Genomic DNA, 18,449 nt, shown 5'->3' on the forward strand with positions numbered 1-18,449 from the left:
CCCAGGCTAATCATGCACTAACATTCAAACTGGACCGCTTAGGTGGGGCTGATCACGGTGAGCAGGTCCTCATAACACTGAATTACGTTCAGAAGGTTCCTCGCATTGACAACGCCTACGAACTGGTCGTGCCGATGGTGGTCGGTCCGCGCTATGAAGGCGTCCTTCCAAAGACGATTGCGATGGCGATGGCGTTGGATGCGGATGATGACTATATGCCCGTGGACCACCAGCGCGAGAAAACCGCCCCGGTTCAAGATGGAAGCGGATGGCTGGTCGAGCGCCTGCCCGAGTATCCGCCGGTCATCGGCTTGACGGCACCGGACAAGATCGATCCCCGGCGGGTCGAACTGAACGCTGCCCTGAGATCCGCAACCGGGTTTCTGTCGCTTGCCTCCTCCACCCATGAAATCGAAACAAAAACCGATGATGGCGTAACGAGTTTCCACTTCGCAAAGGCACGGGAGATCGACAATCGCGACTTCGTTCTGCGGTATTCCATGGCCGAAGAAGAGCGCATGGCAACGGGCGCATTGACCCATTTTGACGAGACACGCGGCGGCTTTCTGTCATTGCATGTTGAGCCGCCAAAGTTGGCTCCGGATGATCTTGTCACCCCCCGCGAACTTGTTTTTGTCCTGGATACATCAGGTTCCATGGGCGGCCTGCCGATGGAGGCCAGCAAATCCTTCATGCATGCGGCCCTCGACGGCCTGCGTGAGAGTGATCAGTTTCGCATCCTGCGCTTTGCAAGCAACACATCTGCATTCGCCCAGTCGGCCGTGCATGCAACAAAGGCAAACATAGAGGCGGGCAAGAATTTTGTGACCGGATTGTCGGCAGGCGGCGGGACAGAAATGAACAACGCCATCAACGCTGCATTCGATTTGCCGCCAGTCCCCGGAACGATGAGGATCGTTGTGTTCCTGACCGATGGATATATTGGTGGTGACCGGGAGGTCATTCAGACGGTCTCCTACAGGATTGGCAACGCTCGCATCCACGCCTTTGGCGTTGGAAAGGCAATCAACCGATATCTGCTTGAAGGACTGGCACGGGAAGGGCGCGGTCGGGTTCGCTACATTGAACCGGGGGAAACCGGACAGGAAGCAGCAGCTGCCCTTGCCTCCAGCATTGATGCACCACTGCTGACCGATATCGAAATCGACTGGAACGGTCTGGATGTTTCGGATCAAACCCCCGCTCGTCTACCCGACCTTTTTGCGGGCAACGCGCTTGATGTCATGGCGCGCTACAAGGGCGAAGGCGCACACCAGATTACCGTCAAGGGGTTCGTGAACGGAAGGCGGGCCGAAATTCCGGTCTCACTCACTCTCAATGCTGCCAAATCCGAAAGTGAGCAGAAAGCAGACAGTCCCCTGCCGCTCATCTGGGCTCGTGAGCAGATTTTCGAAAAAGAGCGGGCCCTGACGCTATCGGGCGGAACCGATGCGAAAGCAAAGGCGGAGATCATCCGGCTGGGCCTGGAATACTCGCTGCAAAGCGCGTTCACGTCCTTCGTTGCGGTTTCTCAGAAGGTCCAAAATCCTGATCCGTCCGCCAATGCAAAGACGTCTGTGCCGCTGCCAAAGGTTTCGGGCATCTCGAATGCCGCTTATCCAAACCTGAACCTTTCCGGATCGTCCACCCCGGAGCCTGAAGGTTTGGCTGCACTCCTTGGCGCAGTGTTGATGCTGATGGCGCGCTACAGGACACGGCTGCAAAGGTGGATAAAGCGCCAGTGCTCCGCTACGGAAGACGGAAAAACAACCCGGCCATTTAATGTTCCCGACCGGGTTGCTAAAGATGGCTAGTGGCTGGAAACGCCCCAACGATAGAAGGACCGGCAAATCGTGAAATCGATCCTTGTGGTTGAAGATGACCGCAACATCTCAGACGTGATTTGCTTCGCCCTGGAAAAGGCAGGTTACCGCACGGTCGTCGCGCCAGACGGACTGGCTGCGGTAACCACTTTCAAGGGTTCGTCGTTCGACTTCATCGTTCTGGACGTGGGATTGCCGGAACTGGACGGGCTTGAAGTCTGCCGCCAGATCCGGCGCCTGTCAGAAGTGCCCATCCTTTTCCTGTCTGCGCGTGATGACGAGATTGACAGAATACTCGGGCTGGAAATCGGCGGCGATGACTATGTCACCAAACCGTTTAGCCCGCGCGAACTGGTGGCCAGGGTCAGTGCCATTCTCCGCCGCGGAAAGCTCGGATCGTCAACTGAAGAGGAAGAGGACAACTGCCTGCACCATGGTGATCTGGTCTTGAAACCCGAGGCTTTCACAGCGCGGATGAGCCAGACAACACTCGGCCTCACAAAACTGGAATTCTCGATCCTCCACATCCTCGTGAAACGACCGACCATGGTGTTCGAGCGATCCCGGATCCTGGACCTTGCCTATCCCGACAACATTCATGTGTCGGACCGAACCATCGACAGCCATATCCGCAACCTCAGGGCCAAATTCGCAAAGGCTGGCTGCGAAGACGTCATAGAGACCGTGCATGGCGTAGGCTTTCGTATCGGGGCTTGCCGTCACGCTGGGGATCGGGCCTGATGCGAACAAAATGGCGCCCGTCATTATCAATGATTGCAAGTGCAATGGTCGCGGTCGCCTTGCTTCTGCCCCTGACCGGCATCTTCTTCTTTCGCCTTTACGAAAACCAGCTGGTTCGCAGCACCGAGGCAGAGCTGATTGCCCAGTCGGCCGGACTTCGGGCAGCCATTATTCAATATCTTTCCAATGTCGCCCTTGGCGATTTTCCGCGCGGACAACCTGTCGCTCCTCCCAAACTGGCGAAAGGTGAAAAGTGGTCACCCACGCTTCCCCAACTGGATATCAGCACCACGCCCATCCAGTCCAAAAGGCCGGATGCCCGACCCGCCCTGGAGCCGGTGGATTTCGCCTATCAGAGGCTCGCAGACTTCGTTGCTCCAATGATCGTGGATGTTCAACAGACAACCCTCGCCGGCTTTCGGATCCTCGATTTCAACGGAACCGTGATTGCCGGGCGCTCGGAAGTGGGCCTGTCGCTGGCCCATGTCGATGAGGTGGGCCGAGCCCTGCAAGGGGTTTACGCCAGCACTTTGAGAGAACGGCCCGTGGACAATTCCCAGCCGATCTATTCCATCAGCCGCGGAACCCGGGTTCGCATCTTTGCAGCCATGCCGGTCATTCATGACGGGCATGTGGTTGCCGTCGTTTACGCCTCGCGAACACCGAGCAACGTCGTCAAGGAACTTTACTTTGAGCGCAAGCGCCTGATCGGCATGGCCATTGTCATCATCGCGGCTGCGTCCGGTATGATTTTCATTTTCTCAAGAGCTATTTCAGGCCCCATACAAACTCTGGCAAGCCGTGCCGAACAGATCGGACATGGTGACCGGAAGGCGATCGGCCCGCTGAAAAGATATGGCAGCAGAGAGGTGGAAATCCTGTCCGGTGAGCTCATGTCCATGTCCCGGCGCCTCTATGACCGGGCAGACTACATCAATGCGTTCGCGACCCATGTGAGCCACGAGCTGAAAAGCCCGTTGACCTCCATTCGCGGTGCCGTTGAGCTGGTCAGGGACAGTGACATGACGCCTGAAGAACGCACGCATTTCCTGTCCAATATCGAACGCGACACCGACCGCCTGACAATCCTCGTCGACCGTCTGCGCGAACTGGCTCGGGCCGACAACGCCGTGCCCAGCGGCCATGCCGATCTGGAAAGCGCCTTGAACAAGACCCTCATCCGGTTTGAAGGTCTGACCCTGGAGCTTTCAGGCACGGCAACATTGCCGATGACGCCCGAAAGCGCGGCCATGATTTTCGACAATCTCTTCGAAAATGCCCGCAATCACGGTGCAACCCGTTTGAACGTCTGGACGGAAGACACTGAAGACGAAGTCCACATCCACATCACCGACAATGGATCAGGTATCTCCCAAGGCAGCGCTGTGCATGTGTTCGACATGTTTTATACGACACGCAGAGACGCTGGCGGCACAGGCCTTGGACTGTCGATCGTGTCCTCCCTGATCAAGACCCATGGCGGCACGATCTGCGTTGTCCCGTCGACCGACGGCGCGCATTTTCTAGTCACGCTACCGACACCCTCTCGCTGAACTGCTGGATGCTCTTCCATCAGCATCCGACCTCATTTGGCGTGCGCCAACAAAGCATATGAAGGCATTCGGAACGCAGTCCAAGACAGCAGAGAACGGACCTCTTTGTCACGGTGATGTTCCGCATCGCGGGCCGGGACTGAAGCTGACTTTGACCTCGGATCTTGCTTGCGCCCCACTATCGTCAGGAATCCTGACAACAGTTCCAGAACTCCTGCGCAACCGGGCTGAGGCGTCGATCCGGATTTCGGATCATTCTCAACTGCCTTTGTGCGTGTGGGTCTTCTGGACGAATGAACCCGATTTCCTCAGGTTGGCGGCTGACTGCTCCCTCCGGCAGAATTGTTGCCCCCAACCCTTCGCGCACAAAAGACAGAAGGGCGGTCGTGTTTCTGGCTTCCAGTGTGCAGGTGGACATGACCTCCCGAACATCCTGGCTGTCCACCAATGAACACAGCGCGTTTCCGATAAAGGGCTCAAGGTGCGTCAGCGACCAGCTGGGCTGTTGCCCGGCATTTATCCTCTTCCAGATCTCTCCGCCGTTGCGAAAGACAATGCCGAGGTCGTCCTGAAGCACAACGGTGCCTTCGTCGGGAGCGTCAGGTGTGGTGGTGACGATGCCGATATCCGCTTCTTCGAGGCGAATGCTGCGGCGAACTGACAAGCTGTCTGCATCGCTGATTTCCAGACGGACATCCGGGTGCAGTCGGGAAAAGGTCGAGATCCTGTCCGGCAGCAGGGTCACTGTCGCAGAAGGGACGGTTACGATGCGCACCGTTCCCGCCTTGGACGCCACATGTCGGCGGATTGCTTCCCGGCTGCGTTCGAAAGTGTCTGTCGCTCGGACCGCTTCTTCCAGCACCAGTTCCCCAAGGGGCGAGAGACGGTTTTTGCGATCCGTTTCGAACAGGGGAGCTCCAAGTTCCTCTTCGAGTTGAGCGAGCATCATGGAAAGGGCAGAAGGAGTTCGCCCAAGGGAACTTGCGGCCGCGGCCAGGGTTCCCTGTTCAGCAACGGCACGAAAAACGCGCAGCATTTCCAGCTTGATAGCCAATTCAATTTTCCTGAAAAAAACTTCAGAACTTCAAGATTGCCTGAAACAAAAATGCACGTCTACATGATTTGAGAAAAATTGTGAGGCGACATGACTACAAACAACGGGATCTTCATCGCAGGCCGCTGGGAAAAGGGAGTGTCAGCGATCGAGAACCGGAACCCGTCCGACCTGTCTGATGTAATCGGGCACTTTGGTCAGGCAGGACCGGAGCAGCTGAATGAAGCGCTAGCAGCCGCGAGAACCGCACAGAAGATCTGGTGGCGCGCCGGAATTCAAAAGCGTCATGACGTTCTCATGGCCATTGGCAATGAGTTGATGGCTCGTTCTGCGGAAATCGGAGAGCTCCTGTCCCGCGAGGAAGGCAAACCGCTGGCCGAAGGCAAGGGTGAAGTCTATCGAGCCGGTCAGTTCTTTACATATTTTGCCGCCGAAGCGCTGCGCCTCCATGGCGATCTGGCGGAAAGCGTGCGTCCGGGTATCGAAATCGATGTTCGGAGGGAGCCTGTCGGGGTTGTCGCTATCGTCAGTCCCTGGAATTTCCCCGTAGCAACTCCAGCCTGGAAAATTGCCCCTGCACTTGCTTTCGGAAACGCCGTTGTGTGGAAGCCGGCAAACATGACCCCGGCCAGTGCGATCGCGCTAACGGAAATCATAGTAAGGCAGGACATCCCCGCCGGCCTTTTCAATCTGGTTAGCGGTTCAGGCCGCGATGTCGGCCAAAGGCTCATCGAAAGCGCGGAAGTGGACGCAATCAGCTTTACCGGGTCAGTTGCCGTCGGGCGGTCCATCGCGTCTGCAGCTGTCACCCGGATGACCAAGGTCCAGATGGAAATGGGTTCAAAGAACCCCATGCTGATCATGGACGATGCGGATCTGGACCTGGCCGTTGCGCATGCCGCCAACGCGGCCTTCGGCGGAACCGGCCAGAAGTGTACAGCGGCAAGCCGTCTGATTGTTCACGAAAGGATTCATGACGCCTTTGTCGACAGGCTCGTCAAGGCCACCACGGCCCTTCGTGTCGGACATGCACTGGATGGCGACACACAGATCGGCCCGGTTGTCAGCGAAAGTCAGCTTCAGGCCAATCTGGAGCATGTCGAAATCGGTCAAAAGGAAGGGGCGGAACTCCTGTGTGGCGGACACCGGCTTGAGCGGCCGACGGAAGGCTACTTCATGGCTCCAGCTGTCTTTGCAAACACCCGCAACGACATGCGGATCAATCGTGAAGAGATGTTTGCCCCGATAACCAGCGTCATCAAGGCTGCCAGCTACGATGAGGCTCTCGCGATCGCCAATGACAGCGAATTTGGCCTGACCGCCGGCATCATGACCAGCTCGCTTGCTCGTGCCTCCCACTTCCGCTGCAACATGCGCGCAGGCTGCGTCATGGTGAACCTGCCGACCGCAGGTACGGACTACCATGTTCCCTTTGGTGGACGCGGCTCTTCGTCCTTCGGCCCCCGCGAACAGGGCAAATACGCTGCCGAGTTCTACACCTCGGTGAAGACTGCATATGTCTTCTCGGGAGAACCGTCATGACCGATGCCCCGCTTATTGACGGACTGCAGTATGCACGATGGTCGGAAAAGGTCTTCCGGCAGATGCGAGCGGGCGGCGTCGATGCGGTGCACGTGACCATCACCTATCACGAGAACTTCCGCGAAACCGTACACAATATCGAACAGTGGAACCGATGGTTCGAGACCTTCCCGGACCTGATCTTTCAGGGCCGGACCGGTGCCGATGTGGAACTGGCCCGAAAGACCGGCCGCACGGCAATCTTCTTTGGTTCGCAAAACCCGTCATGCATGGAAGACGATATCGGCCTGATCGAAATCCTGCACACTCTGGGTTTGCGGTTCATGCAGCTGACCTACAACAACCAGTCGCTGCTCGCTTCGGGGTGCTACGAGGATGAAGACACCGGCATTACCCGGATGGGCCGCGAAGTCATCCAGGAGATGAACCGCGTCGGGTTGGTAATCGACATGAGCCATTCGGGCGAAAAGTCGACGCTGGAGGCGATTGAACTCTCCTCACGACCGATCGCTATCACCCACGCCAACCCTGCAAACTGGCACCCTGCCCTGCGGAACAAATCCGACATGCTCTTGCGTGCACTTGGACAAAGTGGCGGCATGCTTGGGTTTTCCGTCTATCCGCATCACCTGAAGAATGGCAGCGCCTGCCAGCTGCAGGACTTTTGCGAAATGATCGCTCGCACCGCCGACCTGATGGGCATCCAGCATATCGGTATCGGAACGGACCTTTGTCAGGACCAGCCCGACAGTGTGGTGGAATGGATGCGGGTCGGCAGATGGACCAAGTCAATCGACTATGGCGAAGGCTCCGCCAAATCCCCCGGCTTTCCGAAGATGCCCGAATGGTTCTCGGATAACCGGCATTTTGATCAGATTGCCACGGGTTTGAGATCCGTCGGAATGAGCCCGAACGAAGTAAGCGCGGTCATGGGAGGAAACTGGCAGCGCTTCTTTGAAACAAGCTTCGGCGCTTCTGCAGCCACGCCGGCGAAGGTGTCGCACGCGGCTGAATAGAACAGACTATCTTGGGAGGAATACATGACAGACCTAGCTGGTGCCGACCGGACAAATTCCGGGTTCGGTCGCGTTGACAAGCCGCTCTTTGCAATAACGGGCGGGTTCATTCTGCTTTTCTGCGCCTACGCACTCATGGACATCGAGGGGTTGTCCGCCGCTGTCGACTGGGGCTTCGGCGTTTCGGCACAGTATTTCGGCCTGTATTGGCAGGTACTTTTGCTGGCCACATTCCTCATCGGCATAGCAATCTGCTTCTTGCCGGGCAGCCGGACAATCATGGGCAAGGCGGCCAAGCCTGAATTCACGACATTCCAATGGGCGGCAATGATCATGTGCACCCTGTTGGCCGGCGGAGGCGTCTTCTGGGCCGCGGGCGAACCGATCGCGCACTATCTGTCCACTCCACCTCTTTTCGGGGATCTTTCCGCAGATCCTCAAGCCAAGGCAGAAGCCGCGCTTGCCCAATCTTTTCTGCACTGGGGCTTTCTGGCCTGGGCGATTCTCGGATCACTGACCACAGTCATGCTGATGCACTATCACTATGACAAGGGTCTGCCGCTTGCCCCAAGAACCCTGCTCTATCCGGTATTTGGGGATCGGGCAATCAATGGCCCGATCGGCCTGATTGCCGACGCCAGCTGCATCATCGCAGTGGTTGCCGGAACAGTCGGCCCAATCGGGTTCCTCGGGCTCCAGATGTCTTACGGGCTCAATGCACTGTTCGGGATTCCGGATACGTTCGGGACGCAAGTTGTCGTCATTCTTGCTCTGGCAAGCGTCTACACAGTGTCCGCGATCACCGGTCTTTCCAAAGGCATCCAGCTGCTCTCCAAGCTGAATGTCATCCTGGCCTTCACACTGCTGGCCTTCATGCTGTTGGCCGGGCCGACGCTGTCCATCTTCGAAGGTTTCTTCGGCGGGTTTGGCACCTACCTTTCCAACTTTTTCTCGATGGCCATGTACCGGGGCGAATCCGGTCTGTTTGGCTCACCGGGTTGGCTGGGATGGTGGACCGTCTTCTTCTGGGGCTGGTTCCTCGGATACGGGCCCTTGATGGCAATCTTCATTGCACAAGTCAGCCGTGGCCGGTCCATTCGTTCCATCATCATCATGCTGTCGATCATTGCACCCATCGTGACGAACTTCTGGTTCACGATCATCGGCGGCTCGGGCATCGCCTTGGAGCAACTTACACCGGGCGTGATTTCCGGTCCGTTTGAGGGCTTCAATCTTCCTGCAGGCTTGCTCGCCATCACCCAGGCCATGCCGCTCGGGTTTCTGCTGTCCCTGCTTTTCCTGGTTCTGACCATGATCTTCGTGGCGACCACCAGCGACTCCATGAGCTTCGTCATCGCGACATCGATGTCCAGCGACGCTCCCTCCGCGATGCTCCGCGCATTTTGGGGTCTTGCGATGGGCGTGATGGCGATCATCCTGATCTCGACCGGTTCAGGGGGAATTGGAAAGCTGCAGAGTTTCATCGTGGTAACGGCCGTGCCCGTATCCCTCGTCCTGCTCCCGTCCCTATGGGACGCCCTTCGTATCACGCTCGCCTTGGGGCGCAGATAGACAGCTCCGCCTGCGGGGAGAGCCTGCTCTTCCCGGAGGCAGCCAATGCGTCGGATTGGGAGTATTGTTGAAATGCCGTTGCAGGAACCGAACATCATGACAATGCAGGACACAAATAGGAGGGCTCCGTCTGAGGTGATGCGGCTGGCGCGTATGGGCTCGGCTCACCCAACACGACTGTCTTTCCTGCGTGTGCTCTTGCGGCGCGTTGAAGACGAAGGTTGGCACTTCACCCGCCCGATCTGGGAGGTTGATGACAGAGGGGTCGGTCGCGCCGTCTATTGCGCAAAGGGACCCGAACGCACCTACAGTCTGGTGGCCTTTGCTCATGATCTGCCCGAGGACATGCGGTCTGATCGCGTGATTGCGACGGCATGGGACGCGACTTTCACCCTGTTTGACGGGATACCGGATGAGAAAGATCTGGCGCGACTTGAGCAGAATGTTCCCCTGCAGGAAGCTGGAAGAATTTCATCGCGAGAGCTGTCGCTGAGCCGCGCAAACAGGTCCGTTCGGCTATTCAACCACGTGGTTGACCGTCTCTCCAAAGGGCTGCAGCCGGACCTTTTGGAGATCGAGGCGGTTGGTTACCTCATGCGGACAACCGCGGTCTATGGCGCCGGAAAATTCGGCGCAGCTGACCATGAGGACATTCGAGACCGCCCGGAAATGGCAACACCGTTTCAGGCGGAAATGCTCTCGGTTTGGCTGACAAGGCAATTTACCGTCGACATTGCCGAACACCTGGCTGTCTGCAAGGGAAATGAAAAAGCCGTCCGGCTTGCCGGCGACATCAAGGCCCGTCTGGGTGTTGGAAATTCGACCGGTCTTGGAATGGCCCCGTTCATTGTTCGCCATCCGGTTCTGCTGAACAACTGGATGATGGTGCGAGAAGAAGCCCTGGCTCGCGTTCGCAGCCTGCCTGAGGTTACCGACCAGGCAAAAGCCGCTCTTCACCAAGCCTTTCGCAAGGCCCAGGTCAATCTGGCTCAATGGACGTCGGCACACCCTTTGCAGGTAGAAAAGCTGAACGACCTGAGGACGGATTTCCAACTGATCGAGCATAAACTGCTCGCGTTTCCGTCCGATGCCCGAAGGCCGTGGGATGCACTCTGGCACTGGGGTGAACAGGCATTGTCCCTGGAGGGTCAGGAAGCCTTGCTCTCCCTTCTGCTTGAACCACATGGGGAGCTGATCGACGGCCTGTCTGCCTGCATGAGCGCCGATGAGGCCGTGTCCTTCAGGATTGATGGGGCCATGAGGGTTCAAAACCTTCGTGCCTTGTTGAAGGACAACTACGACTGGGCCCTGAACATCGACTTCACAAGAACAGAGAATGGGGTGCGCTTCTGGTATGTCTCGGAGGAAAAGCTCGAGCCACGCCTTGGAGACCGCGGTGTCGATGAGGGCGCCGAGCGGGAGCAGCCGCTTTGCATTGCCCGATTGGCCTGCGAACTCCATGCGGATCTTTGTGCTTTTGCAGAAGACGACAGTGTGGCTGCCTTTCTCCTTCGCCATCCCGAACATCGCTATATCGTGCGCCGGGTGCAGGCTGCTCCGAAATATCCCTATGCCGAAATTCAGGACAACCTGATTGCCAGCGACATGCTGCCTATCGATCTGATGCGTTGCAAGCTGGCGTTTTTCGGCGCGACGCACTTTGATCCACGATCGGACAAATGGGTCCGTATTTGCCTTTTTCAGGGAGAACCCTACCCGCTGGACCAGGCTCTGAACCGGGAGGCTGGACATGAAACCGCAAGATCTTGCTGACGGACTGCAGTCGTTTCCGCCGGACGGGGCCCTTGCAATCGTCCTGTCCAGAAATGAAATAGCATCCTTGTGCTTCAAGGCTGCGCGCGGTGCAGGCATGAGCTGGGGACTGGCCGAAGAAGCTGGACAAGCAGCTGCCTGGTTGTCGGCACGCGGGTTGCCTGGGGCACAGGAACTCGCTGCTCATTTGGGATTTGCCGAAGGGTTGCCCTGGCAGGACGTGTGCCCCCAGGTTTCCCTCGACAAATGGCGCTCCGCTTCCGGGCAAGCAATGTGTCCGATCGCATTCGGCACCACTGTTTGCGACTATGCTCCGCTTCCTGAAAGACCGCTCTCCGGCGACGGCATTTGCAGCGGACCCATCAGCCATCCGCTTCTTGTCCTTCCCTTCCTCTCCACTGCTGCAGTGACCCTGAAATCCTCAATTCGTCTTGTTTGGACCGCCGGTGAGGTCGTTTTGACCGGATCAGGAGGGATCACGGGCAACGCATTGCAGCTGGTAGGGATCACAGCGGAAGAGTTTGTCATTCACGAAACCATGACTGCGAATGGCAAGCCGGTTCAGGGCACCATGGCCCCCCTGAAGCAAGACACGGTTGATATACTGAACCGCTTTGCCCTGCGAACCACAGTTCCGCCTTCGGACATTTCCCGTGCCGGCGCAGGTGCGGGCACGAGCGACAACGACTGACCCTCAAAGATAAAGGAACATACATGACCGTCTATCGCCACCAACCTGGTCCGCGCATGAGCGAAGCTGTTCGCGTCGGCGACATTGTCTTTCTTGCAGGCCAGATCCCCGAAGATCTCGACGGCGATATCACCGCCCAGACCCGCGAAGTGTTAGACGCCATCGACAACGTGATGGCAGAACTGGGCGGCAGCAAGTCCAATGTGGTGTCCGTGCAGGTCTGGCTGTCGGACATGAGCGACTTTCAGGGCATGAATGCTGTTTGGGATGCCTGGGTCGACAAGGAAAATCCACCTGCCCGCGCCACCTGCGGCGTCGCCCTGGCCCGCCCCGGCATGCGTGTCGAGATGATCGCAACAGCCCATCTTTAAGCACCACACAAACCCCGGGTGCAGCTCCCTTTTTTCGTGATAGATGGGCGAGGCAAGGTCTATCGGCTTTCCTCGCCCAAACTGTCCCGAACCACCAACGCTAAATCGCCGGTGAAGGCTTTCGCAGAGAGCATCGGCGATACATTCATTTCGAGACAAACCTTACGATCACTCAAATCTTCTTCTTGATCAGGCTCGTCAAAGGCCATCGTAAAATTATCCAAGTTTAACCAAAATCAAGGAACGGGGCATTTTCGCTGCGTAACGTTAGACTGCCTCACCAGTCGAACGGAGATAAATCATGATCTCGACAAGAGTCATACGCAGGAATGCCTTGCTGATGAGTGTCGCTGTTACACTCGGCTTGTCAGCATTTGGCGTTTCGGCAGAAGACAAGTCGGCAGACCACGGGAGTGGGCCAGCTGCCGCCTATACACCCAGCCTCTCAACGCTTGGTCAGCTGCAGGTCGAAATTCCGGGACGCAAGGAAGGCGATCCGGTTATGTCACCAGAAGAGTACCTGCAAGCAAACCAGATCTATTTCGAACGCTGCGCAGGGTGTCATGGCGTCTTGCGCAAGGGCGCAACGGGCAAGCCGTTGACGACAGATGTAACGCGGGCAAACGGATACGAATATCTGCGTGACTTCATCACCTACGGCTCACCCGCCGGTATGCCAAACTGGGGCACATCCGGAGAGTTGACCGAAGAACAGGTCGACATGATGGCTCGCTATATTCTTTTGGAGCCAGCTTCTCCGCCTGAATTCGGAATGGCGGAAATGCGCAAGACCTGGAAAGTTGTCGTCGCGCCTGAAGACCGTCCAGCGAAAAAGATGAACGATATCGATATCGACAATCTCTTTTCGGTGACGTTGCGCGACAGTGGCCAGATCGCCCTGATTGACGGAAAATCCTATGACATCAAGGCGGTCATAGACACCGGCTACGCCGTTCATATCTCGCGAATTTCTGCGTCAGGCCGCTATCTGTTCGTCATCGGCCGCGATGCTCTGGTCAACATGATCGACCTGTGGATGGAAACACCTGCAACGGTTGCACAGATCAAGGTTGGTTCGGAAGCCCGGTCCATTGAAACGTCGAAGATGAAAGGTTGGGAAGACAAGTATGCGATTGCCGGCTCCTACTGGCCGCCGCAATACGTGATCATGGATGGCGACACTCTGGAGCCGCTCAAGATCAAGTCCACACGCGGAATGGTCTACGATGATCAAAGCTATCATCCAGAGCCCCGTGTGGCGGCGATCGTGGCATCGCACTACAACCCCGAATTCATCGTCAACGTCAAGGAAACCGGCAAGATCCTTCTGGTGGACTATTCAGACATCAAGAACCTGAAAGTCACGGAAATCGAAGCGGAGCGGTTCCTGCATGACGGCGGCTTTGACAGCTCGAAGCGTTACTTCCTGACCGCCGCAAATGCTCGCGGCAAGGTGGTCGTTATCGATACCAAGGAAGGCAAGCTGACGGATATTCTGGAAACCGGCGGGCAGACGCCCCACCCGGGCCGCGGCGCGAACCTCACGCATCCGACCTATGGGCCGGTTTGGGCAACTTCACACCTTGGCGACGAAACCGTCGCCCTGATCGGCACTGATCCGGAAGGACATCCGGACAACGCCTGGAAGGTTGTCCAGACGCTTTATGGTCTTGGTGGTGGATCTCTGTTCGTGAAATCCCACCCGAACTCCAAGCACCTTTATGTCGATGCGCCGCTCAACCCGGATGCAGAGATTTCCGGTTCAATCGCCGTGTTCAATGTCGATGACCTGACACAGGAAGAGCCGGAATACAAAACGCTGCCGATTGTCCAGTGGGCAGACATTGCAGATGGTCAGCCACGCGTTGTTCAGGGCGAGTTTGATCAGAGCGGAACCGAAATCTGGTTCTCGGTCTGGAATGCCAAGGACAAGGAAAGCGCCATTGTTATCGTGGACGACAAGACCCTTGAACTCAAACACGTGATCAAGGACCCGCGCCTGATCACGCCGACAGGCAAGTTCAACGTCTTCAACACACGCTCCGACGTCTACTGACGTCCACCTCGGGAGCGGTGGGCCACCACTGCTCCCGTCTTTCCTTATCAAGGCGAGCGGAGTTCCAGATGAAACAAAAGGGCAAAGTGTATCTGATCGGTGCAGGGCCCGGGCATCCCGAGTTGCTGACAGTCAAAGCCGCCAGGGTGATACAAGAGGCAGACGCCGTTGTTTTCGATCGACTGGTGTCTCCCGAAATCCTGTCTCTGATTTGCGAAACTGCCTTGCAGGTGCCGGTCGGAAAATCCGCGGACAACCATCCGGTTCCGCAGGAACGTATCAATGAAATTCTGAAGGATCTTGCGCAGAAGGGCATGGTTGTTGCCCGGCTGAAAGGCGGAGACCCTTTGATTTTCGGGCGCGGATCGGAGGAAGCTGAATACCTGAGGGCAAACGATGTTACCGTGGAATATGTCCCCGGCATCACCGCAGCTCAGGGAATGGCGGCGTCCACCGGCGTACCTCTGACCCATCGTGGACTGGCTACGGGCGTGCGGTATGTGACAGGCCACCGACAGGCCAACGGATCGTTGGATCTCGACTGGAAGAGCCTCGCCTGCACGGACACTACGCTCGTCATCTATATGGGCGTTGCGAACATCGCACAAATTTCCATGCGCTTGCAGGCAGAAGGATTGAGCGAAGACACGCCGGTACTGGCTGTTGCAAGCGCGACCACACCTCGTGAAAAGAGGGTCTATTCGCGCCTCGGCCGTATCGCAGCGGACATTCACGACGCGGGCCTCAAGGCGCCGGTACTGTTCGTGATCGGCAAGGTCGTCATGATGGGCGAGGATTGGCAGACGAATACCGTCGAAGAAATCCTTTCTGCGGCCAGGGTCGATACATGCGGAAAGTTGGCCCATGGCTAGGCCATTCTTTGCCGCAGCTCTGTGCCTGATGATAACTGCTGGATCGGCAACCGGGGCAGAGCTTCTCGCGCCGTCCGAACTGCTCAAGCTCGTTCATCAGGATTGCGGCTCCTGCCACGGCATGTCTCTCAAGGGGGGACTGGGGCCGGATATTCGCCCCCAAATCCTCGCTCACTTTGATGTCGAAACGCTCTCGGCAATCGTACTCGACGGCATTCCCGGAACAGCGATGCCGCCGTGGCGCCCGCTCATCAGCGAGGCCGATGCGAAGCGAATTGCCGAATATCTTTTGAAAGGCGAGATCAAATGAAATGGCTTGGCTTGGCCGTTGCCGCATTGTTGGTCACCACTCCCGCAAGTTCAGAAATCATCGTAGCCACCGGAGATCTGGGGCTGGTGGTTGAAAGGGCAAGCGGCTCCCTTCTCCTTGTGGATCAGTCGGAACGCGGGGCCATTGCGCGGATCGGCGGATTGGGTGACCTCTCCCATGCAAGTCTCGTCTACTCTCCCGATCAGCGTTACGCCTATGTTTTTGGACGCGACGGTGGGCTGACCAAGGTCGACATCGTGAAAAAGGAGATCGAGAAACGCATCCTGCAAGCTGGCAATTCCATCGGTGGCGCGATTTCCGATGACGGTCGTCTTGTCGCTGTGTCCAACTACGAGCCCGGCGGCGTTCGGATATTTGACGCAACGTCTCTCGAATTGGTTCTCGACATTCCAACCGGCTCAAAAACCATTGGTTTGGTTGACGCGCCAGGTCGAAGATTTGTCTTCACTCTCTGGGACGCTGGTGAAACATGGATTGCGGATCTCTCCGGAAAGGATCCGGTTGTCTCGAAGATCAAGGATATGGGGCAAAACCCCTATGACGCGCTGATCACCGGCGATGGTCGTCTCTACATTACCGGGCTATTTGGCGAAGACGGACTGACGGCGCTGGACCTTTGGGAGCCCGACCCGAAACCAATCAGGGTTTTGCCGGAGTACGGCCGGGGACAGCAGGATTTACCCGTCTACAAGATGCCACATCTTGAAGGCTGGGCCCGCGCGGGACGTGAGTTTGTTCTGCCAGCAGTCGGCCATCACGAGGTGCTCTGGATTGATGGGGAGAGCCTTGCCGAAACAGGACGCACACCAACGCATGGCCAACCTGTTTTTGCCATGGCCCGGCCGGATGGTCGGCAGGTCTGGGTGAATTTCGCGCACCCTCTCAACGATACCATTCAGGTGCTCGACACGGTGACAAAGGAGGTCGTGCACGAGTTCAAACCCGGACCGGCAGTCCTGCACATGGAGTTCTCCCCACGCGGCAACGAGGTCTGGGTCTCCGTTCGTGATGCTGGAAAGGTAATGATCTACGACACACACACCTTTGAGAAAACCGGTGAAATCGATGCGGAAAGCCCATCCGGGATCTTCTTCACCGCCCGCGCTCATAAACTGGGACTTTGAACCATGGAGCGCATACTCGATCCCATCGACATTCAGCTGCTGGACAATTGGCAGCGCGACTTTCCGGTCGAACCACGCCCATTTGCTCGAATGGCCTTCGATTGCGGGCTATCTGAAACAGACGTTCTGAAGCGCCTTCGAAACCTGAAGACAGCTGGCCGGATCTCCCGTGTTGGTGCGACATGCGCACCCAATACCGTTTCAGCCAGCACATTGGCAGCGCTGTCGGCACCCGCAGGATTAATCGAAGAAATCGCAGAAATCGTCGGGCAACAGCCAGGTGTCAATCATTCCTATCTACGCGAGAACACCTGGAATTTATGGTTTGTTGCGACGGGGCCTGATCGCGCCCATGTCGACAGAGTTCTCAAGAACATTCACATCAAGACCGGTTTGACGGTGCTCGATTTACGGCTTGTCAGACCCTTTAACGTGGACCTTGGTTTCAAGATGACAGGTCCGATTACCCGGCCACCAGCGCCCCGGCCGGTCCGGTTGGAGTGCCTGCAGGATGGAGACCAGGACATTCTGCAAGCACTCACAACCGGAATGCACTTGACCGAAACCCCGTACGCTCAGATCGCCCAGCGCCTCGATCTCTCTGAGGAGCACGTCCTGGGCCGCATTACTGCATTATCGCAGGCAGGGATCATCTCCCGTCTTGGGGTTATTGTCCGCCACCGGGCCCTTGGCTGGCGGTCCAATGCGATGGTGGTCTGGAATATCGAGCCAAACCGGATTGATGCGGCAGGTGAAGCGCTTGCGGCGCATCCCGGCATTACCCTGTGTTACGAGCGTCGCCCGGTGGAAGGCATATGGCCCTACCGGCTCTATTGCATGATCCACGCGCAGACGAGAAAGGACGCTCTGGACGTTCTCGGCAAAGCCAAACAGCTTCCCCAGCTGTCCGGGGTGCCTCATGAAACATTGTTTTCCAGCCGCTGCTTCAAACAGACAGGTGCCATGATATCGAAGGCGGGAGTAGCTGCATGACGCACGATCTCACTGAACTGGATCGCAAACTGATCAATCGACTGCAGGATGACCTACCTCTGGTTCCCGAACCCTTCGCGGATCTTTCCCGCGAGTTCGGCATCAGTCAGGACGAGCTGGTGGATCGGATCAAGGCGCTCCGCGATACCGGCGTCTTGACACGCTTTGGCCCGTTCTTTGATGCGGAAGCCCTTGGCGGGGCATTTTGCCTATGCGCCATGGAGGTACCGCCTCAGCGCTTCGAGGAAGTCTTAACCAAAGTCAATGCATTCCCCGAGGTCGCGCATAACTATGAGCGGGATCACAGGCTGAACATGTGGTTCGTACTGGCAACCGAGAGACCGACTGGCATCTCGGCGACAGCACTGGCAATCGAAAAATCCACCGGCCTGAAAGTGCTCCTGTTCCCAAAGGAGCGAGAGTTTTTCATTGGTTTTCGGGTGACTGCATGACCATGGACGCAAAGGACCGCACCATAATCGAGGCGACACAAGCCGGGCTGCCGCTGGTACCACGTCCGTTTGTCGTCTTGGCACAAACCCTTGAGCTTTCCGAAGACGAGGTAATTGATCGCCTTGCCCAATTGAAGAAAAAAGGGATCATCCGGCGTGTAGGAGCGGCTCCCAACCACTATCGTCTCGGCATGACCGCAAATGGAATGACGGTCTGGGATGTCGATGACACGATCGTGGACCACATTGGGGAACAGATCGGGGCCCTCCCCTTTGTCACCCACTGTTATCGACGCCCCCGTGCCTTGCCGGAGTGGCGCTTCAATCTCTTCGCGATGGTGCACGGCCAGGACCGTGATGAAGTCATGGCAAAGCGACAGGAAATAGCAAACCTGCTTGGCGAGACCTGTGCGGCAAACGACATCCTGTTTTCAACGCGCATCCTGAAAAAAACCGGAATGCGTTTGCGCCGGAAGGACGCCTGA

At 57.2% G+C, this 18,449-nt stretch carries 18 protein-coding genes; 16 read left to right on the forward strand and 2 right to left on the reverse strand.

Annotation, left to right across the window (positions count from 1 at the left end):
* The 3 genes from F0155_RS03485 to F0155_RS03495 form a co-directional block, all read left to right on the forward strand.
* The coding region (locus tag F0155_RS03485; protein ID WP_150523093.1) for a VWA domain-containing protein at nucleotides 1-1,814 on the forward strand (1,814 nt) is incomplete at its 5' end.
* 36 nt (nucleotides 1,815-1,850) lie between these two features.
* Entirely contained in the window at nucleotides 1,851-2,564 is a 714-nt protein-coding gene (locus F0155_RS03490; protein ID WP_192913754.1) for a response regulator transcription factor, read from the forward strand.
* On the forward strand, nucleotides 2,564-4,117 hold the full coding sequence (locus tag F0155_RS03495; RefSeq protein ID WP_150523095.1) for a sensor histidine kinase: 1,554 nt from the start codon (nucleotides 2,564-2,566) through the stop codon (nucleotides 4,115-4,117). The genes F0155_RS03490 and F0155_RS03495 overlap by 1 nt, the downstream gene beginning before the upstream one ends.
* Before the next feature lie 184 nt (nucleotides 4,118-4,301).
* On the opposite strand, the gene F0155_RS03500 is transcribed toward F0155_RS03495, so the two are convergent.
* Nucleotides 4,302-5,171 carry a LysR family transcriptional regulator gene (locus tag F0155_RS03500; RefSeq protein ID WP_150523096.1) on the reverse strand — a complete coding sequence of 290 codons (870 nt, stop codon included), beginning with the start codon at nucleotides 5,169-5,171 and terminating at the stop codon, nucleotides 4,302-4,304.
* 90 nt (nucleotides 5,172-5,261) lie between these two features.
* Between F0155_RS03500 and F0155_RS03505 the strand changes: the two genes are divergently transcribed.
* The 6 genes from F0155_RS03505 to F0155_RS03530 all read left to right on the forward strand — a co-directional run bounded on the left by F0155_RS03505 (nucleotide 5,262) and on the right by F0155_RS03530 (nucleotide 12,136).
* Nucleotides 5,262-6,713, forward strand: a complete 1,452-nt coding sequence (locus F0155_RS03505) for an aldehyde dehydrogenase family protein (RefSeq protein WP_150523097.1) — start codon at nucleotides 5,262-5,264, stop codon at nucleotides 6,711-6,713.
* A complete protein-coding gene (locus tag F0155_RS03510) occupies nucleotides 6,710-7,729 on the forward strand; it encodes a membrane dipeptidase (protein ID WP_150523098.1) in 1,020 nt (339 codons plus the stop codon). The genes F0155_RS03505 and F0155_RS03510 overlap by 4 nt, the downstream gene beginning before the upstream one ends.
* Nucleotides 7,730-7,753: 24 nt before the next feature.
* Nucleotides 7,754-9,301 carry a BCCT family transporter gene (locus F0155_RS03515; RefSeq protein ID WP_150523099.1) on the forward strand — a complete coding sequence of 516 codons (1,548 nt, stop codon included), beginning with the start codon at nucleotides 7,754-7,756 and terminating at the stop codon, nucleotides 9,299-9,301.
* Nucleotides 9,302-9,373: 72 nt separating this feature from the next.
* On the forward strand, nucleotides 9,374-11,074 hold the full coding sequence (locus F0155_RS03520; RefSeq protein ID WP_208999114.1) for a hypothetical protein: 1,701 nt from the start codon (nucleotides 9,374-9,376) through the stop codon (nucleotides 11,072-11,074).
* Complete coding sequence (locus F0155_RS03525) at nucleotides 11,052-11,765, forward strand: DUF3726 domain-containing protein (protein ID WP_150523100.1); 714 nt, start codon at nucleotides 11,052-11,054, stop codon at nucleotides 11,763-11,765. The genes F0155_RS03520 and F0155_RS03525 overlap by 23 nt, the downstream gene beginning before the upstream one ends.
* Before the next feature lie 23 nt (nucleotides 11,766-11,788).
* Nucleotides 11,789-12,136, forward strand: coding sequence for a RidA family protein (locus F0155_RS03530; RefSeq protein ID WP_150523101.1), 348 nt, complete (start codon nucleotides 11,789-11,791; stop codon nucleotides 12,134-12,136).
* Between the two features lie 59 nt (nucleotides 12,137-12,195).
* Here F0155_RS03530 and F0155_RS23350 read toward each other — a convergent pair whose 3' ends face one another.
* Nucleotides 12,196-12,345, reverse strand: coding sequence for a hypothetical protein (locus tag F0155_RS23350; RefSeq protein ID WP_161599748.1), 150 nt, complete (start codon nucleotides 12,343-12,345; stop codon nucleotides 12,196-12,198).
* A gap of 92 nt (nucleotides 12,346-12,437) precedes the next feature.
* Here F0155_RS23350 and F0155_RS03535 point away from each other — a divergent pair, with 92 nt between their 5' ends.
* The 7 genes from F0155_RS03535 to ahbB (F0155_RS03565) all read left to right on the forward strand — a co-directional run bounded on the left by F0155_RS03535 (nucleotide 12,438) and on the right by ahbB (F0155_RS03565) (nucleotide 18,449).
* On the forward strand, nucleotides 12,438-14,192 hold the full coding sequence (locus F0155_RS03535; protein WP_280176992.1) for a cytochrome D1 domain-containing protein: 1,755 nt from the start codon (nucleotides 12,438-12,440) through the stop codon (nucleotides 14,190-14,192).
* A gap of 68 nt (nucleotides 14,193-14,260) precedes the next feature.
* Entirely contained in the window at nucleotides 14,261-15,064 is an 804-nt protein-coding gene (cobA, locus tag F0155_RS03540; protein ID WP_150523102.1) for a uroporphyrinogen-III C-methyltransferase, read from the forward strand.
* The gene (locus F0155_RS03545) at nucleotides 15,057-15,374 is read left to right on the forward strand and encodes a c-type cytochrome (RefSeq protein ID WP_150523103.1); all 318 of its coding nucleotides are present in this window, start codon (nucleotides 15,057-15,059) and stop codon (nucleotides 15,372-15,374) included. The genes cobA and F0155_RS03545 overlap by 8 nt, the downstream gene beginning before the upstream one ends.
* Nucleotides 15,371-16,519, forward strand: coding sequence for a cytochrome D1 domain-containing protein (locus F0155_RS03550; RefSeq protein WP_150523104.1), 1,149 nt, complete (start codon nucleotides 15,371-15,373; stop codon nucleotides 16,517-16,519). Before F0155_RS03545 ends, F0155_RS03550 begins: the two co-directional genes overlap by 4 nt.
* Before the next feature lie 3 nt (nucleotides 16,520-16,522).
* A complete protein-coding gene (gene ahbB / locus F0155_RS03555; protein WP_150523105.1) occupies nucleotides 16,523-17,512 on the forward strand; it encodes a siroheme decarboxylase subunit beta in 990 nt (329 codons plus the stop codon).
* On the forward strand, nucleotides 17,509-17,964 hold the full coding sequence (locus F0155_RS03560) for an Lrp/AsnC family transcriptional regulator (protein WP_150523106.1): 456 nt from the start codon (nucleotides 17,509-17,511) through the stop codon (nucleotides 17,962-17,964). Before ahbB (F0155_RS03555) ends, F0155_RS03560 begins: the two co-directional genes overlap by 4 nt.
* A complete protein-coding gene (gene ahbB, locus F0155_RS03565) occupies nucleotides 17,961-18,449 on the forward strand; it encodes a siroheme decarboxylase subunit beta (protein ID WP_150523107.1) in 489 nt (162 codons plus the stop codon). Before F0155_RS03560 ends, ahbB (F0155_RS03565) begins: the two co-directional genes overlap by 4 nt.

It is taken from the genome of Roseibium sediminis (assembly GCF_008711325.1).
Taxonomy (GTDB): domain Bacteria; phylum Pseudomonadota; class Alphaproteobacteria; order Rhizobiales; family Stappiaceae; genus Roseibium; species Roseibium sediminis.

Coding starts and splice junctions, on each gene's coding strand:
- ahbB (WP_150523107.1), top strand. CDS start 17,961: ATGACCATGGACGCAAAGGACCGCACCATAATCGAGGCGACACAAGCC.
- F0155_RS03495 (WP_150523095.1), top strand. CDS start 2,564: ATGCGAACAAAATGGCGCCCGTCATTATCAATGATTGCAAGTGCAATG.
- F0155_RS23350 (WP_161599748.1), bottom strand. CDS start 12,345: ATGGCCTTTGACGAGCCTGATCAAGAAGAAGATTTGAGTGATCGTAAG.
- F0155_RS03515 (WP_150523099.1), top strand. CDS start 7,754: ATGACAGACCTAGCTGGTGCCGACCGGACAAATTCCGGGTTCGGTCGC.
- cobA (WP_150523102.1), top strand. CDS start 14,261: ATGAAACAAAAGGGCAAAGTGTATCTGATCGGTGCAGGGCCCGGGCAT.
- F0155_RS03510 (WP_150523098.1), top strand. CDS start 6,710: ATGACCGATGCCCCGCTTATTGACGGACTGCAGTATGCACGATGGTCG.
- F0155_RS03560 (WP_150523106.1), top strand. CDS start 17,509: ATGACGCACGATCTCACTGAACTGGATCGCAAACTGATCAATCGACTG.
- F0155_RS03505 (WP_150523097.1), top strand. CDS start 5,262: ATGACTACAAACAACGGGATCTTCATCGCAGGCCGCTGGGAAAAGGGA.
- F0155_RS03535 (WP_280176992.1), top strand. CDS start 12,438: ATGATCTCGACAAGAGTCATACGCAGGAATGCCTTGCTGATGAGTGTC.
- F0155_RS03520 (WP_208999114.1), top strand. CDS start 9,374: ATGCCGTTGCAGGAACCGAACATCATGACAATGCAGGACACAAATAGG.
- ahbB (WP_150523105.1), top strand. CDS start 16,523: ATGGAGCGCATACTCGATCCCATCGACATTCAGCTGCTGGACAATTGG.
- F0155_RS03545 (WP_150523103.1), top strand. CDS start 15,057: ATGGCTAGGCCATTCTTTGCCGCAGCTCTGTGCCTGATGATAACTGCT.
- F0155_RS03525 (WP_150523100.1), top strand. CDS start 11,052: ATGAAACCGCAAGATCTTGCTGACGGACTGCAGTCGTTTCCGCCGGAC.
- F0155_RS03530 (WP_150523101.1), top strand. CDS start 11,789: ATGACCGTCTATCGCCACCAACCTGGTCCGCGCATGAGCGAAGCTGTT.
- F0155_RS03550 (WP_150523104.1), top strand. CDS start 15,371: ATGAAATGGCTTGGCTTGGCCGTTGCCGCATTGTTGGTCACCACTCCC.